This is a genomic window from Pseudomonas sp. YY-1 (assembly GCF_002843095.1).
GTDB classification, from domain to species: Bacteria; Pseudomonadota; Gammaproteobacteria; order Pseudomonadales; family Pseudomonadaceae; genus Aquipseudomonas; species Aquipseudomonas sediminis_A.
The window spans coordinates 42,846-66,428 of the sequence record NZ_PJLX01000002.1 but is presented as its reverse complement, the minus strand read 5'-3'; the positions used below and the strand labels follow the sequence as shown (position 1 = coordinate 66,428).

The 23,583-nt window shown below is 62.8% G+C and carries 16 protein-coding genes and 1 tRNA gene; 3 read left to right on the top strand and 14 right to left on the bottom strand.

Going from position 1 to position 23,583, the window contains the following annotated elements; all coding sequences use genetic code 11:
* Nucleotides 1-225: 225 nt before the first annotated feature.
* The 5 genes from CXP40_RS03055 to CXP40_RS03035 form a co-directional block, all read right to left on the bottom strand.
* Nucleotides 226-1,122, bottom strand: coding sequence for a transglutaminase family protein (locus CXP40_RS03055; RefSeq protein WP_106732530.1), 897 nt, complete (start codon nucleotides 1,120-1,122; stop codon nucleotides 226-228).
* A complete protein-coding gene (locus CXP40_RS03050; RefSeq protein ID WP_106732529.1) occupies nucleotides 1,119-3,605 on the bottom strand; it encodes a circularly permuted type 2 ATP-grasp protein in 2,487 nt (828 codons plus the stop codon). Before CXP40_RS03050 ends, CXP40_RS03055 begins: the two co-directional genes overlap by 4 nt.
* 107 nt (nucleotides 3,606-3,712) lie before the next feature.
* The gene (locus tag CXP40_RS03045; RefSeq protein WP_106732528.1) at nucleotides 3,713-7,006 is read right to left on the bottom strand and encodes a DUF2126 domain-containing protein; all 3,294 of its coding nucleotides are present in this window, start codon (nucleotides 7,004-7,006) and stop codon (nucleotides 3,713-3,715) included.
* A gap of 185 nt (nucleotides 7,007-7,191) precedes the next feature.
* Nucleotides 7,192-8,298, bottom strand: a complete 1,107-nt coding sequence (locus CXP40_RS03040; RefSeq protein WP_106732527.1) for an SO2930 family diheme c-type cytochrome — start codon at nucleotides 8,296-8,298, stop codon at nucleotides 7,192-7,194.
* A gap of 2 nt (nucleotides 8,299-8,300) precedes the next feature.
* Complete coding sequence (locus tag CXP40_RS03035) at nucleotides 8,301-9,542, bottom strand: parallel beta-helix domain-containing protein (protein WP_106732526.1); 1,242 nt, start codon at nucleotides 9,540-9,542, stop codon at nucleotides 8,301-8,303.
* 179 nt (nucleotides 9,543-9,721) lie between these two features.
* Between CXP40_RS03035 and CXP40_RS03030 the strand changes: the two genes are divergently transcribed.
* Entirely contained in the window at nucleotides 9,722-10,450 is a 729-nt protein-coding gene (locus CXP40_RS03030; protein ID WP_106732525.1) for a bifunctional 2-polyprenyl-6-hydroxyphenol methylase/3-demethylubiquinol 3-O-methyltransferase UbiG, read from the top strand.
* Between the two features lie 119 nt (nucleotides 10,451-10,569).
* On the opposite strand, the gene CXP40_RS03025 is transcribed toward CXP40_RS03030, so the two are convergent.
* Nucleotides 10,570-12,870: a YgiQ family radical SAM protein gene (locus CXP40_RS03025; protein WP_106732524.1), complete on the bottom strand. Its 2,301-nt coding sequence runs from the start codon at nucleotides 12,868-12,870 to the stop codon at nucleotides 10,570-10,572.
* A 289-nt stretch (nucleotides 12,871-13,159) separates the two neighbouring features.
* Here CXP40_RS03025 and CXP40_RS03020 point away from each other — a divergent pair, with 289 nt between their 5' ends.
* Nucleotides 13,160-15,067, top strand: coding sequence for a diguanylate cyclase (locus CXP40_RS03020; protein WP_106732523.1), 1,908 nt, complete (start codon nucleotides 13,160-13,162; stop codon nucleotides 15,065-15,067).
* Here CXP40_RS03020 and alr read toward each other — a convergent pair whose 3' ends face one another.
* From alr to rnr, 8 genes are all read right to left on the bottom strand, one after another.
* The gene (gene alr, locus CXP40_RS03015; protein WP_106732522.1) at nucleotides 15,068-16,144 is read right to left on the bottom strand and encodes an alanine racemase; all 1,077 of its coding nucleotides are present in this window, start codon (nucleotides 16,142-16,144) and stop codon (nucleotides 15,068-15,070) included.
* A gap of 113 nt (nucleotides 16,145-16,257) precedes the next feature.
* The gene (dnaB, locus tag CXP40_RS03010; protein WP_106732521.1) at nucleotides 16,258-17,652 is read right to left on the bottom strand and encodes a replicative DNA helicase; all 1,395 of its coding nucleotides are present in this window, start codon (nucleotides 17,650-17,652) and stop codon (nucleotides 16,258-16,260) included.
* A 117-nt stretch (nucleotides 17,653-17,769) separates the two neighbouring features.
* The gene (rplI, locus tag CXP40_RS03005; protein WP_037005852.1) at nucleotides 17,770-18,216 is read right to left on the bottom strand and encodes a 50S ribosomal protein L9; all 447 of its coding nucleotides are present in this window, start codon (nucleotides 18,214-18,216) and stop codon (nucleotides 17,770-17,772) included.
* Between the two features lie 21 nt (nucleotides 18,217-18,237).
* Nucleotides 18,238-19,131 carry a hypothetical protein gene (locus CXP40_RS03000; RefSeq protein WP_106732520.1) on the bottom strand — a complete coding sequence of 298 codons (894 nt, stop codon included), beginning with the start codon at nucleotides 19,129-19,131 and terminating at the stop codon, nucleotides 18,238-18,240.
* A 36-nt stretch (nucleotides 19,132-19,167) separates the two neighbouring features.
* The gene (gene rpsR / locus CXP40_RS02995; protein ID WP_003246847.1) at nucleotides 19,168-19,398 is read right to left on the bottom strand and encodes a 30S ribosomal protein S18; all 231 of its coding nucleotides are present in this window, start codon (nucleotides 19,396-19,398) and stop codon (nucleotides 19,168-19,170) included.
* Between the two features lie 28 nt (nucleotides 19,399-19,426).
* Nucleotides 19,427-19,849 carry a 30S ribosomal protein S6 gene (rpsF, locus tag CXP40_RS02990; protein WP_003246846.1) on the bottom strand — a complete coding sequence of 141 codons (423 nt, stop codon included), beginning with the start codon at nucleotides 19,847-19,849 and terminating at the stop codon, nucleotides 19,427-19,429.
* 174 nt (nucleotides 19,850-20,023) lie between these two features.
* Nucleotides 20,024-20,776 carry a 23S rRNA (guanosine(2251)-2'-O)-methyltransferase RlmB gene (rlmB, locus tag CXP40_RS02985; protein WP_037005855.1) on the bottom strand — a complete coding sequence of 251 codons (753 nt, stop codon included), beginning with the start codon at nucleotides 20,774-20,776 and terminating at the stop codon, nucleotides 20,024-20,026.
* Nucleotides 20,773-23,280, bottom strand: coding sequence for a ribonuclease R (rnr, locus tag CXP40_RS02980; RefSeq protein WP_106732519.1), 2,508 nt, complete (start codon nucleotides 23,278-23,280; stop codon nucleotides 20,773-20,775). Before rnr ends, rlmB begins: the two co-directional genes overlap by 4 nt.
* A 207-nt stretch (nucleotides 23,281-23,487) precedes the next feature.
* Here rnr and CXP40_RS02975 point away from each other — a divergent pair.
* Nucleotides 23,488-23,574: transfer RNA gene (locus CXP40_RS02975), tRNA-Leu, on the top strand.
* Nucleotides 23,575-23,583: the final 9 nt, after the last annotated feature.

The following is a 23,583-nucleotide window of genomic DNA, read 5'->3' as shown; positions in this document are numbered from 1 at the left end:
CGGGGATAAACACCGAATCCACTCCAGGCGCACTATCGATGCGTGACAACGCAAGGCAAACCACTGGTTTACTTGAAGTTTTTCACCGTTCACAGGTGTATTTAAGCGCGTTGGCGAAAAGCTGAACAATGCCCTGCAAGACCCGAAACGGCGGGAGTGCAGCGGTTGTTCCAGAATTTGTGTACAGAGTTACCCACAGATTCCGTGCACAACTGCTGCCACCATTTATCCCGCCAACGGCAACACGGTCACCTGCACTTCCGGGTCGTGGCTGCCACCCCCCAGAATCACCCCACGCAGCGGCGACACATCGGAGAAATCCCGCCCCCAAGCCAGGGTGATGTGCTCCAGTGCCGGGCGCACGTTGTTGGTCGGATCGAAGTCCACCCAGCCCTGACGCGGGCAATACAGCGAGACCCAGGCATGCGAGGCATCCGCACCGATCAGCCGAGGCTGGCCGGGCGGTGGCTGAGTTAGCAGGTAGCCGCTGACGTAACGCGCCGCCAGCCCACGCGAACGCAGACAGGCAAGCATGAGGTGGGCGAAGTCCTGGCACACCCCACGCTTCTCTTCCAGCACTTGCAGCAGCGGCGTGGCCACCTGAGTGGCTTCAGCATCGAAGCTGAATTCGTCGAAGATCTTCTGCATCAGCGCCTGGCACGCCTGCAGCAGCGGGCGCTCCGGCGTGAAGCAATCGTCGCCGTAGTCGGCGAACACCTGCTTGAGGCGCACATAGGGCGATTCGAAGCGGTAGCGCGCCGCCTCCAGCAAAGCCGGCGCCATCCGTTTGCCGCTGTAGCTGAGAGCCGCGCTGGTAGCCTCCCAGCTTGGTGAGTCATCCAGCTCCAGCGCTGGCCGTTCCAGCACTTCGACGCGCAGCCGAGCGCTGACGACCAACGCCTCATGTGGGCGCTCGAACACCAGGCGGGTCAGGGGGTTTCCGAACACGTCCAGGCCGTCGCGACGCTGACAGGGCTGTGGGTCGATACGCAATTCCTGTTCATGACAGCGCTGCCAGGGGCATTCGCGCGGCCACAGGTGCGCCAGTTGCTGGGCCAGGGAAACCGGCGCCGAGTAACGGTAATGGGTGTCGTGGAGAACCTGATACAACGCGCTGGTCATGAGGATTGCGTCCGCTGACTGACATCGACATGGGCGAAGAAACGCAGCCCGAGGTGATCGGAGACCGCGCCGGCAGCCTCGCTGATGGCCACCAGCAAATCGGCCAGACCTTCGAGCACCGCCCGGGTGCTGCCTGGGCCGAACAATGGGTTTTCCAGGCTGGCCAGGCTGAAGGCGGTGAGCTGCTGCTCCAGATAGACCAGGTAGCGCTCGGCCGGCAGTTCGAAACGCTCGTTGAGCCCTTCCAGCGAGCGCAGCAAGGTACGTATCTGGAAGATCACGGCGTGCGGGTTCTGTTCATCAAGCAACAGCAGGTCGAGCACCGGGATCAACTGCGCCGAAGCCAGGTAACGGGTACGGTAGGTGATGCTGCTGTTGCCCAGCTCCAGCAACCATTCCAGGGCCGACTGGTCAGTGGCCGAGCCGCTGCGCAGGAAGCCGGCGAAGCTGTCGCAAAGAAACTGCAAGCGCTCGATGTAACGACCGAGCATGAGGAAGCGCCAGCCGTCGTCGCGCGTCATGTCATCGAGGGCAAAGCCCGACAGCGCCGCCAGCGACATCAGCAGGCGGTTGAGGAAATCCAGCAGCTCGCCGAAGTCGGCCGGCTGGCCTTCGAGCAACTGCGCCTCGCGCTGCAGTTCCACCAGCGCCTGCCAGTTGGCCTGGGACAGCTTGCCGCGCACACTGCCAGCGGCCCACTGCAAGCGCTGCAGATTGGAACGCAGACTGGCCGGCCAGTCGCTGCCGAGCAGCGCTTGCAGCAGACGCTCCGCCAGTTCACCCTCGTCGGGATCTGCCAGCAGGCCCAATTCCTGCGCCAGCGCCAGCGCGCTCTGCAGCGCCTGCGGGTCGTCATCGTCATCGACGTAGCGCGCCAGCATGATGCGCAGCAGGCGTGCATTGCCCTCGCAGCGCTCGGCGTAACGACCGAACCAGTAAAGGTTCTCCACCACGCGTGAAGGCAGGAAGGGGTCGCTGCGGACCAGGTCGGCGGTGCCGAGCGTACGCTGCGTCTGCCAGGGCTCGCCGCCGCTCTGCCGCGTGCCGAGCACCCAGGTATCCTTGCTTGCCCCGCCGCGCTGCATCGACACGACCTCGGCATCGGCCTCGGCGGCCACACGCGTCAGGCCACCCGGCATCACCCGATAGCCATCGGCGCTGGCCACGGCGAACACACGCATGCCGATGGCCCGCGGCTGCAAACCGCTGCCGTCCCACACTGGTGCCTGCGACAGCTTGGCCCTCGCTTGCGCGACATAGGCGTAGGGACGAGCCTGCAGGCGCTCAGCCAGCTTGGCGCGCTGCGCCTCGTCCAGATCACGGCCGAACACCGGATTGAAGCTCTGCGAAGGGAATGCCGGGCGCACCAGCAACTGGTCGAGTTTCTCCAGCGCCTCGTCCAGCACTGGCGGCTCGCCGCACCACCAGCTGGCTATGGATGGCAGCAGCAGTTCCTCGCCCAACAGGTGCTCGCTGATCGCCGGCAAAAAGCCGGGCAGGCCGGGGGATTCCAGCACGCCGCTGCCCAAGGCATTGGCCACCAGCACGCGGCCACGGCGCACGGCCTCGAGCAGGCCAGGTACGCCAAGGGCGGAATCGGTACGCAGCTCCAGCGGGTCGCAGTAGTCGTCGTCGAGACGACGCAGCACCGCGTGTACGCGGCGCAGGCCGGCCAGAGTCTTGAGGTATAGGGTGGCATCGCGCACGGTCAGGTCGCTGCCTTCGACCAGTGGATAACCGAGCTGGCGCGCCAGGTACAGGTGCTCGAAATAGCTTTCGTTGAAGCGCCCCGGCGTCAGCAGTACCACAAGCGGCGTCTCGCCGCCACTCGGCGCCTGACGTGCCAGGGTGTCCTGCAGGGTACGGAAGAAACCGGCCAGGTACTGCACGCGCAGGTCGCGGTACAGCTCGGGGAAGGCGCGCGAGACGATCTGCCGGTTCTCCAGCGCATAACCGGCACCGGAGGGTGCCTGGGTGCGGTCGGCGGTGACCCACCAGCGCCCGTCCGGCGCCCGGGCCAGATCCACTGCATACAGATGCAGCCAGGTGCCGCCCGGCGCCTGCATGCCCTGGCAGGGCCAGAGGAAATTGTTGTGGCCGAACACCAGTTCGGTCGGCAGCAAGCCTTCAGCAATCAGCTTCTGCGGCCCATACAGATCGGCCAGCACGCGGTTGAGCAAGGTCGCGCGCTGCGCCACGCCGGCGGCAATCTGCTGCCACTCGTCAGCGGGGATCAGATTGGGCAGCAGGTCGAGTTCCCACGGGCGGTCGGCGCCTTCCGGGTCGGCGTAGACGTTGTAGGTCACGCCGTTTTCCTGAATCTGCCGCGCCAGCATCGCTTCGCGCTGCGCCAGGTGTTCCGGGCGGCTGCGTGCCAGTTGCTCGTATAGACGGCGCCAGTGCGGGCGCACGTTGCCCTTGGCGTCGAGCAGTTCGTGGTAGGCGCCGGCAGGGGGCGGGTAATCGGCTAACAGGTCGTGCATGGCAGGCTCGGCAGTGGCAAGGCGGTGCAAATCCTTGAAGCACCGTGGGAGGGGCTTTAGCCGCGACCGTCGCGGCTAAAGCGCCTCCCACACATTGCTGGATTGCGTCAGACGCGACGCAGATCCAGGGTCATCGGCAGTTCATTATTATCTATCGGCTGCGTGACTGGGCGCTTGCCTGGGCTGTGGCCCAGGCGGAAGAAGCGCGCCAGACGCCGGCTTTCCGCCTCGTAAGCGTTGACCGGCAGGCTGTCGTAGTTACGACCGCCCGGATGCGCGACATGGTACTGGCAACCACCCAGCGAACGCTGCATCCAGGTGTCGATCAGGTCGAACACCAGCGGCGCGTGCACACCGATGGTCGGTTGCAGGCAGCTGGCCGGCTGCCAGGCGCGGAAACGCACGCCGCCGACGAACTCGCCAACCTTGCCGGTCGGCCGCAGCGGCACCGGCACGCCGTTGCAGGTCAACACATAGCGATCCGGGGCCATGCCGTTCACCTTCACCTGCAGCCGCTCCAGGGACGAGTCGACGTAGCGTACGGTGCCACCGACCGCCCCCTCCTCACCCAGCACGTGCCAAGGCTCCAGCGCCTGGCGCACTTCCAGGTCGATACCCTTAACCATGAAGTCGCCGGCCTTGGGAAAGCGAAACTCCAAATGCGGGGCGAACCATTCGCTGCGCAGGCGATAGCCAAAGGCACCCAGTTCCTGCAGCACATCGGCGAAGTCCTGCTCGATGAAATGCGGTAGCAGGTAACGGTCGTGCAACTCGGTGCCCCAACGCACCAGCTTCGCCGGGCGATAGGGCTCCTGCCAGAAACGCGCGATCAGCGCACGCAGCAGCAGTTGCTGAGCCAGACTCATCTGCGCATGCGGCGGCATCTCGAAGGCGCGCAGTTCGAGCAGGCCCAGGCGGCCAGTGGCCGAGTCCGGCGAGTACAACTTGTCGATGCAGAACTCGGCGCGGTGAGTGTTGCCGGTGACGTCCACCAGCAGGTTGCGCAACAGCCGATCGACCAGCCACGGCGGGCAGTCGCGCCCCGGTTCGGGCATCTGCGCGAAGGCGATCTCCAGTTCGTACAGGGCGTCGTTGCGCGCCTCGTCGACACGCGGCGCCTGCGATGTCGGGCCGATGAACAGCCCGCTGAACAGGTAGGACAGCGACGGGTGGTTGTGCCAATAGCTGATCAGGCTACGCAGCAGATCAGGACGGCGCAGGAAGGGCGAATCCCCCGGCGTCGCCCCGCCGAGGACGAAGTGGTTGCCGCCGCCGGTGCCGGTGTGGCGTCCGTCGATCATGAATTTCTCGCTGGACAGACGCGACTGCCGCGCGGCCTCGTAAAGAAATTCGCAGCGCTCGACCAGCTCGTCCCAACTGGCGGCCGGGTGGATGTTGACCTCGATCACGCCCGGGTCGGGGGTGACGCGGAAATACTGCAGGCGTGGGTCCAGCGGCGGCTCATAGCCCTCCAGCAGCACAGGGCATTTAAGCTCGGCAGCCACGGCCTCGATGGCCGCGACCAACTCCAGATAGTCTTCGAGATGGCTCAGCGGCGGCATGAACAGATACAGGCGGCCGTCGCGGGGCTCGGCGCACAGCGCGGTACGGACGATGCCGGCAGCCGATTGCCCGTTGGCCGGGCGCGCGCTCTGCGGGCCGGCACTGGCGCCGCGCCAGACACCGCGCAGCTGACGCTGGATCTGCGCCGGGCTGGGCAACGGCGGCAACGCCTGGCTAGGGTCGACCGGATTGACGTAAGGGTAGTCGGCCTGACTGACCCAGGGCATGGAATCCAGCGGCAGGCGATAGCCCAGCGCCGAGTCGCCCGGCAACAGACGGCAATGCTCGTCACGCAGGAACCAGCGCCCACTCTGCCAGCCCTCGCCGACCACCTGACGCGCCAACGGCAACACGTGGCCAACCACCGAGTCGAGCCCTTGATCGAACACCTTGCGCAGGCGCTCGCGCTCCAGCGGATCACTCAAGCGCGGGTCATCCGGGGTGACGTTGTCCGGCAGCTTGCGCTCGCGCCACAGGTAATAGAACCAATCCTCATAGGCTGGGAAAACGTTGCCAGCATCCACCCCCAGATGCGCAGCCAGCGCCCCCAGGAAACGCTCGGCAGTTTCTGCCGTCGCGCCATAGCCACGTTTCTCGTCAGCCAGCAGCTTGGGGTCGTGCCATAGCGGTTCACCATCGCGCCGCCAGAAGCAGTTCAGCGACCAACGCGGCAACTGCTCGCCGGGGTACCACTTGCCCTGACCGAAATGCACCAGTGCCTTGGGCGCATAGTGGTTGCGCAGGCGATAGAACAGGTCTGCCGCTAGGCGGCGCTTGTTCGGCCCGAGCGCGGCGGTGTTCCACTCGTCGTCATCGGGATAATCGAGAGCGACGAAGGTCGGCTCGCCGCCCATGGTCAGGCGCACGTCTTGCTTGTGCAGGTCATCGTCGATCTGCTGGCCCAGCGCCTGGATCGCCTGCCACTGCGCCTCGCTGTAGGGCTTGGTGACGCGTGGTGCTTCCCACACACGCTCGACGCTCATCAGGTGCTCGAATTCCACCTCGCACTCGTCCAGACCACCGGTGATCGGCGCCGCCGAGGATGGCTCCGGGCTGCAGGCCAGTGGGATGTGGCCTTCGCCGGCAAACAGGCCTGAAGTGGGATCGAGACCGATCCAGCCGGCGCCGGGCAAATACACCTCACACCAGGCGTGCAGATCGGTGAAATCCTTGTCGGTGCCGGAGGGACCGTCGAGAGCTTTCACGTCGGCCGTGAGCTGGATCAGGTAACCGGAGACGAAGCGCGCCGCCAGCCCCAGGTGACGCAGCAGTTGCACCAGCAGCCAGGCCGAATCACGGCACGAACCGGCAGCCAGCTCGAGCGACTGCTCCGGCGTCTGCACGCCCGGCTCCATGCGGATCAGGTAGCGAATGTCGGCCGAAAGGCGCTGATTCAGCTCCACCAGAAAATCGATGCTGGGACGCGGCTTGCGAGAAATACCGGCCAGGTACTCGGTGAACAGCGGCGTGGCCGGCAGCTTGACCAGATAAGGCGCCAGCTCGCGCTGCTCGCCCTCGGTGTAGGCGAAAGGAATGCGCTCGGCGTAGGGCTCAAGGAAGAAGTCGAACGGGTTGAACACCGCCATCTCGGCGACCAGGTCCACCTCGACCTTGAACTCGCGAGTCTTCTCCGGGAACACCAGACGCGCCAGGTAATTACCCTGCGGGTCTTGCTGCCAGTTGATGAAGTATTCGGCCGGCTCGACTTTCAATGCGTAGGAGAGAATGCGCGTGCGGCTGTGCGGTGCCGGGCGCAGGCGCACGACCTGCGGCCCGAGATTGACCGCGCGGTCGTAGCGGTAGTGGGTGACATGATGCAGCGCGACATGAATCGACACGGCGGCCTCCTGCTAGCCTGGGCGATACTCAGTGCAGCGCAAGACTTATGCCAGGGGCAACCCGCTGATTTCCCAGCGTACCGCGCCCCGCAAGCCCCTTATCGGGGCATCGCCCGCACCAAGGTCAGATGGACGCACAACTATAGAGCAGGCGCCAGCCGTAATGATGACAATTACGCAGGGAGTCAGCACTCGCCGTCGAGACTGGCGATCCACCGGTCGATCACCTCCAGCCCTTCGCGGTGGGAGGTTGAGCGCCCAAGCTCGGGCATCATGATGCTGGGATCGGTGCTGTGCAGGCGGAAGCTCAGCACCGATTTCTCCGGCGCACCGGGGTGGATGTCCACCAAACGGTCGCCGGAGCCCTTGCCCGCAGCCACCGGCTGTTTACATAGCCCATAGGCAATGCTCAGCGGCGTAGCCGGATCGAGATACAAACCCGAGGTACGCCCCGGCCCCTCAGGGTTATGGCAGTGCGAGCAGTTGGCATCCAGATAACTGCGTGCCTGATGTTCCAGGCTCTCTCCTTCGCGCGGCGCGCTCCACAGGGCATTGCGTGGCACGCTTGCTATGTCAGCCGGCATACCTTGCAGGAAGCCGATGTTCTGCCAGTACTGCAACTGGTTGGCCGCACCATCGGCGTAGGCGAAATCCTTGTTCAGATGGCGCGCCTTCGGCCCCAGCGGCTGTACGCCCTTGCCCGCCTGCTCCTCATGACACCCCGCGCACTGGTTGGCATCGGGCACCTGATAGTCGACCGACAGCACCTCGCCCGCTTCATCATGCAGTTGCAGATCGAAACTGGCGCCTGCCCAGTCCAGGGTGGCCTCGCGTTGCGCCTCGTCCCAGACATAGGGTAACGCGACCCATCCCTGCTCCTGGCGCAGCATAATGCGCGTCTCGATCAGTCGCACCCGCTTCAGCTCCACCGCTTCGGCACCGTGCTGCTCGCTACGCAGCAGTCGACCTTGGGCATCGATCGGGTAGTAGAAGGTCTTGCTCAGCACGGTGCCGACAGGGTAGTCAAAACGCTCATCGGAATAACGCGCATGGCTGCCCTGCGGCATCCATACCGTACGCAGCTTGTACGCGTAATCGGTGAACAACGGCGTATTCAGGTCGTAGGGCTGTACACCGTCGACCGGCCGCAGTTGGCCGTCACGCTGCTGCAGCACACCCCAGGCGCTGAGCTTCTGCGGATAGTCCTCACCACTGGGTAGATACAGAGGCGTGCGCGCCTGCTCGCAGGCAGCGAGCAGTACCGCGGCAATCGATAGCCAGGCGTGCTTCATGCTCACTCACCTGCCTCGGCCAGAGCTGCACGCAGTTCGACGGCGGGAAGACGGGGCAACTCGCAGCGATGTGGCCCGATGTCGGTGCTGATGTTCTTGTAGCCGCTCGGCCCATCGACATTGACGATACCCGCCTCGCCATTGTCGATGCAGATGGCCAGCTCCACCGGCAGTTTGCCATCGACCAGCTTTTCAGGGTTCACGTAGCCATCCCAGAGGATGTCCGGCAGGCGCCCATTGAGCCCGAACTTGGCCAGTCTCAGGGCCTTGAGTTCGAGGTTGTCAGGGCTGTCGCCACCCGGGCCGAAGCGATTGCCATGGATATGGATGGCCTCCGGGTAAGGGTCGAAATCATCGGTCGTGGAAAGATCGGTATAACCGGTGCTGAAGTAACTGCTGACGATGACGTTGGCAGTGCGGTGGTCGCCAATATCGTTGTCGAAGATTTCCACCTTGTCATTGGAGTTGATCAGTACCCCAGAGCCCGCCGGCACACTGGCGACCGGCGTGCCCTTGTGACCGAAGTTCCTGTGGTTGTTGCCCTCGACCTTGTTGCGGTAGACGCGTGTGGTGTGTCCTGGCTGCGGCAGGTTGGGCATGTTGAATACCAGAATGCCGCCGGTGTTGCCGGTGGCGACGTTGTCGTAAACGTCGGCACCGATGGTGTTCTCGATCTCGATACCGGCGACGTTGCGCTCGGCACGGCTGTTACGCACCACCACGTTGCGCGACTGGCCCACATAGATGCCAGCATCCGAGGCTGCGATGGCCACCACGCCGTCGATCAGCACGTTCTCGGTCTGCACCGGGTAGATGCCATAGGCACCATTCTCGGTAGCCGGGCCATTCGTCCATTCGGTGCGTACGCGGCGGATGATGATGTTCTGACCGCCCACGACCTTGAGCGCATCACCCTTGGTGTCCTCCAGCGCCAGATCCTCGATGGTGAAGTCGGAAGCGTTCACCAGCAGCCCTTCGGCACCCGACTTCTGCCCTTTGAAATTGAGGATGGTCTGATCCATGCCGGCGCCGCGCAACGTCACACCACTGACCTTGAGACTCAGGCTACGGTCAAGTTGCCAGGTGCCCGCGGGGATCTCGATCACCTCACCCGGCTTGGCCTTGATCAGCTGCGTCTGCAGTTGCTTCTGAAAGTCGAGACTGGCCGCGGGCGGCGCTTCGCTCTCCCCACATGCTGCCAACAACAGGGACAGAGCGATAACAGAGGGAGCAGCAAGGCGCATGGTAGGACTCCGATGTTGTTTTTATATTCTGGAACTATAGTGCCAATATAAAAACAAACCAAGCCCGCCATGCATCACAAGCCGAGCCATGAAACCTGGCGAGACGCTTGCAGCCCTCACCGGGAAACAACAGACTACGTCGGCCATCTCCTCCCTCCACAGCCCAAGGACAGGCCGCCATGCACACCCTCGAACGCATCTATCCGTTGAAGATGGATGAGCGCCTGGCCGCCGACCAGGCCACTCTCGACCTGCACATGCAGCGCTATGAATTCGCCAGCGACTCGCTGGCAGGCACGCGCGTGCTCGACATGGCGTGTGGCTGTGGTTACGGCAGTGCATTGCTGGCTGAACGGCATCCGGACAAGCAGATCACCGGTATCGACATCGACCCCGAAGCCATTGCCTACGCTCAGGCGAATTATCAACGCCCCAACCTGCGCTATCAGTGCGCCAACGCCGAAACCTTCGCCGACAGCGCAGGCTTCGACAGTATCGTCAGCCTGGAGACCATCGAGCACCTGCCGGACCCGGTGCGCCTGGTGGAAAACCTCTCACGACTGCTGGCCCAGGGTGGCCGCATCATTGCCTCGGTGCCGACCACGCCAACGCTCGACGGCAACCCGCATCACCTGCATGATTTCAGCCCAGCCAGCTTCGCCCGCCTGTTCCGCCGCCATGGTTTGCGCCCGCATGAGCGCTTCGAGCAGATCCAGCACTGGGAATTTTCCGGACTGTTCAAGACGTCGGAGAAAAAAGAGGCCCGCCAGCACCGTTCGGAAGGTGTCGGCAATGCCGTGCTGGCGTATTACCGCAGCCACCCGTTTTATCTGTTCAGGCGCTTGTGGTCGATCCTGCGCTACGGCCCGAGCAACCGTTACCTGACCTGCCGTTTCAGCGCTGACTGAGTCTGCCGCACCTCACGATGGCAGTGGTGGGCTGAAGCCCACTCTACCGGATACCGACCGGAGCCTCTAAAACGAAAACGCCAGCGTAATGCTGGCGTTTTCGTGAGCGCTACGATGATTCAGCGCGGTACCGCGGGTTTCTTCCCGGGCTTCTTGCCCTTGCCTTTGCCAGCGCCAGCACGTTCGCGCGCGGCTTGCTGGTTACGCGCCTCAGCCGCCGCTTTGGCCTGCTCACGCTTGTCCCAGGGCTTGCTGCCATCACTGCCACGCGGCGGCAGCCCCGTATGCTGAGTGAGTATCCTGCCTGCGTTGCCCACTTTCTTGCTGCCGACCGGCGTGGAGTTCTTGCGCCGCGCACTCTGGTAGCCATCATCAGCAGCCGGCTGGTGAGCCGGAATCAGTTGATGCTTGGCCGGGCCGATCAGATCACTGCGGCCCATGCGCGTCAGCGCTTCACGCAGCAGCGGCCACCCTTTCGGATCGTGATAGCGCAGGAACGCCTTGTGCAGGCGACGCTGTTGCTCACTCTTGACGATCTCGACGCCATCGCTCTTGTAGGTGACTTTGCGCAGCGGGTTCTTGCCCGAGTGATACATGGCGGTCGCCGTGGCCATCGGCGACGGGTAGAAGGCCTGCACCTGGTCGGCGCGGAAGCCGTTGCGCTTGAGCCACAGGGCGAGGTTCATCATGTCCTCGTCGGTGGTGCCCGGGTGCGCAGCGATGAAGTACGGGATCAGGTACTGCTCCTTGCCCGCCTCTTTCGAGTACTTCTCGAACATCTGCTTGAAGCGGTCGTAGCTGCCGATACCCGGCTTCATCATCTTGTCCAGCGGGCCACGCTCGGTGTGCTCCGGGGCGATTTTCAGGTAGCCGCCAACGTGGTGGGTGACCAGCTCCTTGACGTACTCCGGCGACTCGACGGCCAGGTCGTAACGCAGGCCCGAGGCGATCAGGATCTTTTTAACGCCCGGCAGCGCACGCGCCTTGCGGTACAACTCGATCAGGGAGCTGTGATCGGTATTGAGGTTCTCGCAGATGCCCGGGAACACGCACGACGGCTTGCGGCAGTGTTTCTCGATCTCCGGGTCCTTGCAGGCGATGCGGTACATGTTGGCGGTCGGCCCACCGAGGTCGGAGACCACGCCAGTGAAGCCCGGCACTTTGTCACGCATCTCCTCGATTTCGCGAATGATCGACTCGTGGGAGCGGTTCTGGATGATGCGGCCTTCGTGCTCGGTGATCGAGCAGAAGGTGCAGCCGCCGAAGCAGCCACGCATGATGTTCACCGAGAAGCGGATCATGTCGTAGGCCGGGATCTTCTCCTTGCCATACGCCGGATGCGGCACGCGCGCGTAGGGCATGCCGAACACGTAGTCCATTTCCTCGGTGGTCATGGGGATGGGTGGCGGGTTGAACCACACGTCCACCTCGCCATGCTTCTGCACCAGCGCACGGGCGTTGCCCGGGTTGGTTTCCAGGTGCAGCACGCGGTTGGCGTGGGCATAGAGTACCGGGTCGTTGCGCACCTTCTCGAACGAAGGCAGACGGATCACCGTCTTGTCGCGGGTCATGCGCGGGCTGTCGAGAATCTGCACCACCTTGGCTTCGTTGGGGTCTTCGACCTCCCCTTTTGCCTGCTCGATGGCACAGGCCTCGGTGTCCTGCGTATTGACGTAGGGATTGATGATCTTGTCGACGCGGCCTGGACGGTCGATGCGAGTGGAGTCGACCTCATACCAGCCTTCGGGCGTGTCACGCCGAATGAAAGCAGTACCGCGTACATCGCTGATGGTTTCGACCTGCTCGCCACGCGACAGACGCTGAGCGATCTCCACCACCGCGCGCTCGGCATTGCCGTAGAGCAGGATATCGGCGGTGGCGTCCATCAGGATCGAACGGCGGACCTTGTCCTGCCAGTAGTCGTAATGGGCGATACGGCGCAAGGATGCCTCGATGCCGCCCAGCACCACCGGCACGTGGCTGTAGGCCTCCTTGCAGCGCTGGCTATAGACCAGGCTGGCGCGATCCGGGCGCTTGCCGGCCAGGCCGCCGGGCGTGTAGGCGTCGTCGGAGCGAATCTTCTTGTCGGCGGTGTAGCGGTTGATCATCGAGTCCATGTTGCCGGCTGCGACACCGAAGAACAGGTTCGGCTCGCCGAGCTTCATGAAGTCGTCTTTGGACTGCCAGTTCGGCTGGGCGATGATGCCCACACGAAAGCCCTGGGCTTCCAGCAGACGGCCGATGATCGCCATGCCGAACGAAGGATGATCGACGTAGGCATCACCGGTGACGATGATGATGTCGCACGAATCCCAGCCGAGCTGATCCATTTCCTCCCTGCTCATCGGCAGGAACGGTGCAGGCCCGAAACACTCGGCCCAATACTTGGGATAGTCGAACAACGGCTTGGCGGCTTGCATATTTTTTGATCAGCGGGCTATCACGAGGGGCGCGGATAATAGCACAAAAATTGACCAAACCAGACTAATACGCTGGGTTTAATAGCACCTGCGCGCACCACGGCAAACGCTCAAACAGGCGCACCGATCACTCACCTGGCTACTGACTCTTGCCCAGCACCGACCTCAGGAAAGAAAGGATAGAGAAATCAGTTATTTTCCTGCAGTAGCCTTACGCCATATTTGTTTTCGTCCGATAACAATCCTGTGCATATACTCAAGTACTCGGTCAGCCGACTCCAGGACATCTATGCCGCAGCGCTTCGCCTTTCTGCTCGCTCTTCTGCTGGGACTGTCGATCACGGGCCCGGCAGCGGCGTCGGTGGAACTCACCGACGCCAGCAGCGGCATGCCGCTCAATGCGCATATCGAGTTGCTGGAAGACGCCCAAGGCACCCTGACCATCGACGACCTTGCCAGCCCTGAGCAGCAGTCGCGCTTTCAACCCGCTAACGGCCGAGCCAGTGTCGGCCAGAGCCTCAATCCCTGGTGGATCAAACTCACCCTGCAACGCGAAATGCACGCTCCCGCCTACTGGGTACTGGAGGTGGGCTCAGTGACGCAGCTGGACCTGCAGCTCTATCTCCCTGATGGCCAGGGTGGCTGGCAGTTGCGCCAGTCAGGCGAGCGAGTCCCCTTCAGCGAAAACCGCGACCACCCGTACCGACGCATGGTGTTCGACCTACCGACCCTGGGTGAGCAGCCAAAGACCCTCTACTTGCGTGCTTTCGACCCGGCAGGCAACTCCTTCCCGCTGCGAGTCTGGCAACTCGAAGACCTCACGCAACTGGCCACCCGCGAGAACCTGGCGCTCGGAGCTATCTATGGCGTGGTTTTCGCGCTGCTGTTGTACAACCTGTTCATCCTCATCTCGCTGCGCGACAAGGCCTATTTCTGGTATGTGCTGACCACTGCCTTCGCCCTGCTGTTCATCATGAGCATGACCGGCCATGGCGCACAGTACCTGTGGCCAAACCATGCGGTGCCGGCGTGGCTTGATCGCATCACCCTACCCTCGCTATGGGGCCTGTTCGCCAGCCGCTTCACCCAGACACTGTTGCAGACGCGTATCTACGTGCGCTGGGCGCATCACCTGCTGAACATGGCCTGCGTGATCTACCTGATCGCCATCGTTCTGACCCTGTTCGATCAGCGCTATCTCGCTGCCTGGGCCATCGCCCTGCTGTCGCTGACCAGCATCCCAGCAGCTCTGGGCAGCGCCGTGATCCGCTGGCGCCAGGGTTTCTTCCCAGCGCAGCTGTATCTGTACGGCTACGGGTTGGTCCTGGGCAGTGTCGCCATTCTGCTGCTGCGTACCACCGGCGTGCTGCAGCCGGCCGAGTGGAATGCCTACGTGTTCCCCCTGGCAGTGGCTGCCGAATCCATCCTGTTCTCCTTCGCCCTGGCCTATCGCATCCAGATCCTCAAGCAGGAGCGCGCCGTTGCCTTGCAACAGGCAGATCGCGAGAAAACCGCACGTTTGGCGCAACTGCAGGCCAGTGCCGATGAACTGCAAGCAGCAGTGACCGCACGCACCGCCGAGCTGGCCGCAACCAACGAGCAACTACGTGAACGCGAGCGTGAACTGCAGCACGCCGCCTTCCATGACTCGCTGACCGAACTGCCCAACCGGCGCTACCTGGTCGAGCGCTGCGAGTCGGCCCTGGCTCATGCAGAACGGCACAATGAAAGCGTGGCATTGCTGTTGATCGATCTAGACCATTTCAAACCGATCAATGACCGCTTCGGTCACGCCGCTGGCGACCTGATGCTGCAGGTAGTCGCCATGCGCCTGCGTGAGCACGTTCGCGCCGGTGATGCGGTTGCGCGCCTGGGCGGCGATGAATTCGCCGCACTGATCTGCGGTAGCGATGCCGAAAGCCAGGCCCGGGAAATCGCTGAGCGCTTGCTGGCCGAGCTATCCGAGCCCGTGCACTACGGCGCCGAGCGCCTGCGCGTAACCATCAGCATCGGCGTAGCGCTCTATCCGCGCCATGCGAAGAACTTCACTGGACTGTACAAGGCGGCAGACATGGCCCTTTACCGGGTGAAGGAACTGGGCCGCTCCGGTTCGCGCGTGCATGGCGACGATGGCGAGCTCAGCGAACAGGCCTGCCTGGAGTTGGATGTACTGAAAGTCCCGAGCGGGCTGGCCTGATCAGCCGATATAGCGCCGTGGCACCCGCGCAGTGACCTTGCTCAGCAACTCGTAGCCGATAGTGCCGCACGCCGTGGCCACTTCATCCACCGGCAACTGGCTGCCCCACAGCTCCACCGGTGAATCGACATCGGCTTCCGGCAGATCCGTGATATCCACCGCCAGCATGTCCATCGACACCCTGCCCGCCAGCTTGGCACGCTGCCCCTCGATCAACACCGGTGTACCACTGGGCGCATGGCGTGGATAACCATCGGCATAACCGCAGCTGACCGTGGCAATACGCGAGGGCCGCTCGGCCACCCAGGTCGCGCCATAACCAACGCTTTCACCGACTGCCACCTCACGCACGGCGATCACCCGCGCAGCCAGGGTCATGGCCGGTTTCAGCCCCAGTTCGCGCGCACTCAGCTCGGCGAACGGCGTAGCGCCGTAGAGCATGATGCCGGGGCGCAGCCAATCCATATGCGCCGCCGGAATGGTCAGCACGGCCGCCGAGTTGGCCAACGAACGATGATTGAAATCCAGATCCAGCAGATCGAGAAAACGCTCGACCTGCAGCTCGGTCAGCGGATGGCCGCGCTCGTCGGCACAGGCGAAATGGCTGAGCAGGTTGAGCTCGGCAACCTGCTCGGCGTCTTCGAGCCGCGCATGCCACTCACGCAGGCTGGCGGCATCGAAACCGAGGCGGTGCATGCCAGAGTCGAGCTTGAGCCAGACGTTGAGAGGACGCACCAAATCACTGGCGATCAGCGCCTCGGCCTGCGCCGCGCTCTGTAGCACCAGATCCAGCCCCAGCTGCGCAGCGATGGCATATTCACTCGCCTCGAAGCAGCCCTCCAGCAGCAGGATACGCGCCTCACCGTGCATGGCGCGCACCTCGGCCGCCTCCTCCAGACAGGCCACGGCAAAGCCATCGGCAATCTCGTGCAACGCCGTGACCACCTCACGCACGCCATGCCCATAGGCATTGGCCTTGACCACGGCGAAGGCCTGACGCCCGGGTGCGCAGCGCTTGGCCACGGCGTAGTTATGAGCGATGGCAGAGAGGTCGACGATGGCGGCAAGCGGACGCATGACGGAAGGCCTGAACGAAAAACGGGCGCCCATCTTAACCGCTGGGCGCCCGTTTTCATTGATCTGTGCCGCTGCCGCGTTGCGCTGGAAACCGTAGCGAGCGCGGCAACGACCTATTCGTCCTCGAACTGGTAGCTACCCGGCGCCAGGTTCTCGAAGCGCGAATATTTGCCGAGGAAGGCCAGGCGTGCCGTACCCAGTGGGCCGTTACGCTGCTTGCCGATGATGATCTCGGCCACGCCCTTGTACTCGGTCTCCGGGTGGTACACCTCGTCGCGGTAGACGAACAGGATGATGTCGGCGTCCTGCTCGATCGCACCGGATTCGCGCAGGTCGGAGTTGATCGGGCGCTTGTTGGGGCGCTGCTCCAGGCCGCGGTTGAGCTGCGACAGGGCAATGACTGGGCAGTTGAATTCCTTGGCCAGACCCTTGAGCGAGCGAGAGATCTCGGAAATCTCGTTGACCCGACTATCGCCGCTGGAGCCAGGAATCTGCATCAACTGCAGGTAGTCGACCATGATCAGGCCGATCTCACCGTGCTCGCGTGCCAGACGCCGCGTGCGTGCGCGCATCTCGCTCGGGGAAATACCGGCGGTATCGTCGATGAACAGCTTGCGGTCGTTGAGCAGGTTGACCGCACTGGTCAGGCGCGGCCAGTCATCATCGTCGAGCTGACCCGCACGCACCTTGGTCTGGTCGATGCGCCCCAGCGAGGCGAGCATACGAATGACGATGGACTCCGACGGCATCTCCAGCGAGTAGACCAGAATCGCCTTGTCGCTACGCATCAAAGCGTTTTCCACCAGGTTCATGGCGAAGGTGGTCTTACCCATCGACGGACGGCCGGCGACGATGATCATGTCGGCAGGCTGCAGGCCGCTGGTGAGGCCGTCCAGATCGTCGAAACCGGTCGACAGACCGGTGATCGCATCGCCGTTGTTGAACAACGTGTCGATACGGTCGATGGCCTTGACCAGAATGTCGTTGATCCCCACCGGGCCGCCGGTCTTGGGACGGTCTTCGGCAATCTGGAAGATCAGCCGCTCCGCCTCGTCGAGAATCTCCTCGCCCGTGCGGCCCTCTGGGGCATAGGCGCTGTCGGCGATGTCGTTGCTGATGCTGATCAGTTTGCGCAACGTGGCGCGCTCACGAATGATCTGCGCATAGGCCTTGATGTTCGCCACTGACGGCGTGTTCTTCGCCAGCTCGGCGAGATAGGCCAGGCCGCCGACCTGCGACAGCTGCCCTTCCTTGTCCAACTGCTCGGACAGGGTCACCACGTCGAAGGGCTCGTTACGCTCGGCCAGCTTGAAGATGGCGCGGAAGATCAACCGGTGGTCATGGCGATAGAAATCGACATCCGACACACCGTCGAGCACCCGCTCCCAGGCATTGTTGTCGAGCATCAGGCCGCCGAGCACCGACTGTTCCGCCTCGATGGAGTGCGGGGGCACTTTCAGGGCGGCAGTCTGCAGGTCGTATTGCTCGGGAATGCTGATGTCGTTCATAGGCTCGGGAAGAAAATGCTGCGATAGAAAAACAAAGGGCACGGATCGCAGAGCGATACCGTGCCCGATTGTCAGCAGACCTACGCTACAGCGCAAGCCCGCTTGGCGGCTACTTGATTAAGCAGCGACCACAACCACCTTGACGGTGGCTTCGACGTCGGTGTGCAGGTGCACAGCTACGTCGTATTCGCCAACCTGGCGAATGGTGCCGTTCGGCAGACGAACTTCAGCCTTGGCCACTTCAACGCCGGAGGCGGTCAGGGCGTCAGCGATGTCGTGGGTGCCGATGGAACCGAACAGCTTGCCTTCATCGCCAGCGGTGGCGGTGATGGTCACTTCCAGCTCAGCCAGCTGAGCAGCGCGAGTTTCAGCAGAAGCTTTCTTCTCGGCAGCAGCTTTTTCCAGCTCGGCGCGACGTGCTTCGAAAGCAGCAACGTTGGCTTCGGTGGCAGCGGTGGCTTTGCCTTGCGGCAGCAGGAAGTTACGGCCGTAACCGGCTTTAACGTTCACTTTGTCGCCCAGGTTGCCCAGATTGGCGATTTTTTCCAGCAGGATGACTTCCATTTGGGTCTTACCTCTTAACTTTTAACCTTCACCGTTCGCAGAGCCCGGGCCATTCTTGCGCGCCAGGCGACCGCGAAAATCAAACAGACTGTCGACGATGGCCAAGACCACCAGTAACGGATAGATCAGCTGCATGAACAGCAGGAGCGTGATGTACATGCCCACCAGCCAGAAGCGAGCGAGCCCACCCTTTTCTACCAAGCCATGCACCAGGGCGATCCCGGCGAACAGCAGTGGCACACTGCACAGCGGCGTGAGCATGGCCAACTGCGGCCCCAGATTGGGACCTAGGATCATGCCCGCCAGCAGCAACAGCGCCTGCGGCAGCGGCAGTCTCAGGGCGCGGAACTCGCGACCAAAACCGCCAGGGTTGTACAACACGGCCTGCCAGTAACGCCCAAGGATCAGGCTCAGCAAGCTCAGAATCTGCAGCAAGGCCGCCAGCAATCCGGTCAGCACTGGTGCGATCAAAGCCTCGAGACGCTCGCGTTCACTCACCGACAATTGCTGGTGAGGCCCATCGAACATGGTCGGCAGTAGCTTCTGCAGCTCACCGGCCATGGCCGCGATGGGTTCGCGGAACACTGCCCCAAGGACAAATCCATACACCAGGCCCAGTGCCACACTGCTCAGCAGTATGCGGTTCCAGGTCCAGTTGGCGCGCAACAACAACGCCAACCCCAGCGCGCCGACCAGCACCAGCAAGGTGCGCGGTTCGCCGAAATACCACCAGGCGATCGCCGGTAGCAGGGCCCAGGCCAGGATGCCGATGGCATCACTGGCTCCACGCCGCAGCAGCACCAGGCTGCCAGCGGCTGCACTCAACCAGAACAACAGCGGCATCGCTGCCGATCCCACCACCACGAGGGTGGCCTGCATACGGCCGCGCATGATGTATTCAGCCAGGGCGCGCATGCGATCTATTCCTTAACTCTTGTCGACTGTCCGGTCTCAGCGGCCGTGGCTGTCGGTGTAGGGCAGCAGGGCCAGGAAGCGGGCGCGCTTGATAGCGGTGGCCAGCTGACGCTGATAACGAGCCTTGGTACCGGTGATACGGCTAGGAACGATTTTGCCGGTTTCCGAGATGTAGGCTTTCAGGGTGTTGAGATCTTTGAAATCGATCTCTTTCACGTCTTCAGCGGTGAAGCGGCAGAATTTACGACGACGGAAGAAACGTGCCATGTGATTGGCTCCTCAATAGATCCGTGGATTACTCGTCAGCGTTGTCGCTGTCGTTGCTGTCGCTGTCATCGCCGTCGTTGGACTCGGCGTTTTCAGGACGTTCACGACGCTCGCGGCGCTCACTGCGGTTTTCTTCGGCCTTCAGCATCTCGGACTGGCCAGTGACGGCCTCGTCGCGACGGATGACCAGGTTACGGATCACGGCGTCGTTGTAGCGGAAGTTGTCTTCCAGCTCGGCCAGGGCCTTGCCGGTGCACTCTACGTTGAGCATCACGTAGTGGGCTTTGTGGACGTTGTTGATGGCGTAAGCCAGCTGACGACGGCCCCAATCTTCCAGGCGGTGAATCTTGCCACCGTCTTCTTCGATCAGCTTGGTGTAACGCTCGACCATGCCGCCGACTTGCTCGCTCTGGTCCGGGTGAACCAGAAAGATGATTTCGTAATGACGCATAAATGCTCCTTACGGGTTGTAGCCTGCCAACTAAGGTGGTCAGGCAAGGAGTGGGTTTTCTCGTGATGAGCTTGCCGGGCGGTAGGCGCGAAAAGGCCTGCCGTCACGGCAAGGGGCGCCATTCTAGAGAAGCCCCCTGCCGCACGCAAGACGAATTGGCGATTATTTGAGCAGTCAGCCCTTGCGCTTGGCCTGACGCTGGCGCACTGCCTCGAACAGGCAGACCCCAGTGGCAACCGAGACGTTGAGGCTGCTGACACTGCCGGCCATGGGCAGTTTGACCAGATAATCGCAGTGCTCGCGGGTCAAACGGCGCATGCCCTTGCCCTCGGCGCCCATGATCAGCACCGTTGGCCCGGTCATGTCCTGCTGATAGACCTCCAGCTCGGCCTCGCCGGCCGTACCGACCACCCACAGGCCGCGCTGCTGCAACTTCTCCAGACTGCGCGCCAGGTTGGTCACCGCCACCAACGGAATCACCTCGGCAGCGCCACAGGCAACCTTGCGCACCGTGGCGTTGAGGGTTGCCGATTTGTCCTTGGGCACGATCACCGCCAACGCGCCGGCGGCATCCGCCGTACGCAGGCAGGCCCCCAGGTTGTGCGGATCGGTCACGCCATCGAGCACCAACAGCAAAGGCGGGCCTTCGCAGCGATCGAGCAATTCCTCGAGCATCGCCTCGCCCCAGACCTGGCTGGGGCTGACGTCGGCAACCACACCCTGATGCACGCCCTCGACCCAGGCATCCATCTCACGGCGCTCGCACTGCCCGACTTTTACGCGAGACTGCGCAGCCAGCTCCAGCAAGGGTTGCACTCGAGGATCACTACGACCATCGGCCAGCCAGACCTGCTTCACCCGCTTGGGGTGATGACGCAGCAAGGCTTCTACGGCATGTACGCCGTAGATCTTTTCCAGATCACTCATGACTTGGCCTTACGCTTGCGCGGCTTGCCGGCAGGCGGCGGAGCACTGTCGCCACGCCCGGAGCCTTTGCGCGAACTACCGGCCGGCTTGCTTGCCGACTTGCTGGCAGTACCTTTGCCACTCGCACCCTTGCCAGCCTTGGCGCCAGCCAGCAACGCTTTCTTCACGTCCCGGCTTTTCTGCACGTCGGTGTTGCCCATGCCATTCGGCTTGCCACCGCGACGCGCATCATCACCCTTGCCGGCCTTGTCCTGACTCAGCTCGAAGTCGATCTTGCGCTCGTCCAGATCGACGCGCATCACCTTGACCTCGACACTGTCACCAAGGCGGAAGCTACGGCCGCTACGCTCGCCGGACAGGCGATGGTGAACCGGATCGAAGTGGTAGTAGTCGGCCGGCAGCGCGGTCACGTGCACCAGACCTTCGACGTAGATATCTCGAAGCTCGACAAAGATGCCGAAACCGGTCACGGCAGTGATCACACCGGCGAAGGTCTCACCGACACGATCCTGCATGAACTCGCACTTGAGCCAGTTGACCACGTCACGCGTCGCCTCATCGGCACGGCGCTCGGTCATCGAGCACTGCTCGCCGAGTTTCTCCAGGGTCGCCTCATCGTACGGATAGATGCGCGCCTTGGGCATGATCGCCGCACCCGCACGCTCGACGTGCTTGGTCTCGCGCTTGGAGCGAACCACGCTGCGAATGGCGCGGTGCACCAGCAGGTCGGGATAGCGCCGGATCGGCGAGGTGAAGTGGGTATAAGCCTCGTAATTGAGGCCAAAGTGCCCTTCGTTCTGCGCGCTGTATACCGCCTGGCTCAGCGAGCGCAGCATCACGGTCTGAATCAGATGATAGTCCGGGCGCTCGCGAATACTTTCCAGCAGGCGCTGGTAGTCCTTGGGCGACGGGCCGTCCTTGGACTTGCCGCGCTGCAGCGAAAGCCCCAGTTCGCCGAGGAAGGCCTTGAGCTTTTCCAGACGCTCCAGCGGCGGACCATCATGCACGCGGTACAGCGACGGAATCTCGTGATCCTGCATGAAGCGCGCAGTGGCCACGTTGGCGGCCAACATGCACTCTTCGATCAGCTTGTGCGCGTCGTTACGCTGGGTCGGGCGGATTTCGTCGATCTTGCGATCAGTACCGAAGACGATGCGCGTCTCCTGCGTTTCGAAATCGATGGCGCCACGCTCGTGACGAGCAGCGACCAGCACCTGGTACAGCGCATAGAGCTGGTTGAGGTGCGGCAGGACTTCCTTGTACTCGCTGCGCAGGGACTTGCCCTCGCTGCTCTTGGGATCTTCCAGCATCAGGCTGACCTTGTTGTAGGTCAGGCGCGCATGGGAGTGGATCACCGCCTCGTAAAACTTGTAGTCGACCATCTGACCGCTTTTGGACATGGTCATTTCGCAAACCATGGCCAGGCGATCAACGTGCGGATTGAGCGAGCACAGTCCGTTGGACAGTTCCTCCGGCAGCATCGGCACGACGCGCTCGGGGAAGTACACCGAGTTGCCGCGCTCGACCGCCTCGGCGTCCAGCGCCGAACCGACCTTGACGTAGTGCGACACGTCGGCGATGGCCACGTAGAGTTTCCAGCCACCGGAGAACAGCTTCCAGCGGCTGCTGTTCTTCTCGCAGTACACGGCATCGTCGAAGTCACGCGCGTCTTCGCCATCGATGGTGACGAAGGGCAGATGACGCAGGTCGACGCGTTTCTCCTTGTCCTTCTCTTCCACTTCAGGCTTGAGCTTGCGCGCTTCCTTGACTACTGCCTCGGGCCAGACGTGCGGGATGTCGTAGCTGCGCAGCGCGACGTCGATCTCCATGCCCGGCGCCATGTAGTTGCCGATCACCTCGACGATGTCGCCCTGCGGCTGGAAGCGCGCGGTAGGCCAATGCGTAATCTTGATCTCGACGAACTGGCCGATGCGCGCACCGGCGGTACGGCCCGGCGTAACCAGCACTTCCTGCTGGATCTTGGGATTGTCGGCGACGACGAAACCGATGCCGTTTTCTTCGTAGTAACGGCCAACGATGCTCTCATGAGCGCGTTCGATCACCTCGACGATACCGCCTTCACGGCGGCCACGCCGGTCGAAACCCGCGACCCGCACCAACGCGCGATCGCGATCGAACACCAGGCGCATCTGCGCCGGGCTGAGGAACAGGTCGTCGCTGCCGTCATCCGGCACGAGGAAGCCGAAGCCGTCGCGGTGGCCGCTGATGCGGCCGCAGATTAGGTCGAGCTTGTCCACCGGGGCGTAAGTGCCGCGGCGGGTATAGATGAGTTGACCGTCACGCTCCATGGCGCGCAGACGGCGGCGCAGCGCTTCGAGCTGATCGTCGGTATGCAAACCGAACTCTTCGACCAGTTGTTCACGACTGGCAGGCGCGCCGCGCTCGGCCAGGTGCGAAAGGATCAGCTCACGGCTGGGGATGGGGTTGTCGTATTTTTCCGCCTCGCGGGCGGCCTCGGGATCGAGGGATTGCCAATCGGCCATGTAAGGAGGATTACCTGTGCTTATGTATAAAGGTGTATGCCATATGCCTATTGAAGCGCGAAAAAGGCATCCGGGGCAGCTTTTCCGGTGACAATAATTTTTTTGGGGTCAGGGGTTTACAAGGTAAATGCCCGCCCGTATAGTTCGCGCCCACAGCGTCGAGCAGACGTTGTAACACGAAGCAGATGATGATTCATCGGTTTCTGTGCCCAGGTGGCGGAATTGGTAGACGCGCTGGTTTCAGGTATCAGTGACTTAACGGTCGTGGAAGTTCGAGTCTTCTCCTGGGCACCAAATTCGTGA

Coding starts and splice junctions, on each gene's coding strand:
- CXP40_RS03055 (WP_106732530.1), bottom strand. CDS start 1,122: ATGACCAGCGCGTTGTATCAGGTTCTCCACGACACCCATTACCGTTAC.
- CXP40_RS03040 (WP_106732527.1), bottom strand. CDS start 8,298: ATGAAGCACGCCTGGCTATCGATTGCCGCGGTACTGCTCGCTGCCTGC.
- rlmB (WP_037005855.1), bottom strand. CDS start 20,776: ATGAGTGATCTGGAAAAGATCTACGGCGTACATGCCGTAGAAGCCTTG.
- CXP40_RS03000 (WP_106732520.1), bottom strand. CDS start 19,131: ATGCGCGCCCTGGCTGAATACATCATGCGCGGCCGTATGCAGGCCACC.
- CXP40_RS03025 (WP_106732524.1), bottom strand. CDS start 12,870: ATGCAAGCCGCCAAGCCGTTGTTCGACTATCCCAAGTATTGGGCCGAG.
- rnr (WP_106732519.1), bottom strand. CDS start 23,280: ATGGCCGATTGGCAATCCCTCGATCCCGAGGCCGCCCGCGAGGCGGAA.
- dnaB (WP_106732521.1), bottom strand. CDS start 17,652: ATGAACGACATCAGCATTCCCGAGCAATACGACCTGCAGACTGCCGCC.
- rpsF (WP_003246846.1), bottom strand. CDS start 19,849: ATGCGTCATTACGAAATCATCTTTCTGGTTCACCCGGACCAGAGCGAG.
- rpsR (WP_003246847.1), bottom strand. CDS start 19,398: ATGGCACGTTTCTTCCGTCGTCGTAAATTCTGCCGCTTCACCGCTGAA.
- rplI (WP_037005852.1), bottom strand. CDS start 18,216: ATGGAAGTCATCCTGCTGGAAAAAATCGCCAATCTGGGCAACCTGGGC.
- CXP40_RS03050 (WP_106732529.1), bottom strand. CDS start 3,605: ATGCACGACCTGTTAGCCGATTACCCGCCCCCTGCCGGCGCCTACCAC.
- alr (WP_106732522.1), bottom strand. CDS start 16,144: ATGCGTCCGCTTGCCGCCATCGTCGACCTCTCTGCCATCGCTCATAAC.
- CXP40_RS03020 (WP_106732523.1), top strand. CDS start 13,160: ATGCCGCAGCGCTTCGCCTTTCTGCTCGCTCTTCTGCTGGGACTGTCG.
- CXP40_RS03035 (WP_106732526.1), bottom strand. CDS start 9,542: ATGCGCCTTGCTGCTCCCTCTGTTATCGCTCTGTCCCTGTTGTTGGCA.
- CXP40_RS03030 (WP_106732525.1), top strand. CDS start 9,722: ATGCACACCCTCGAACGCATCTATCCGTTGAAGATGGATGAGCGCCTG.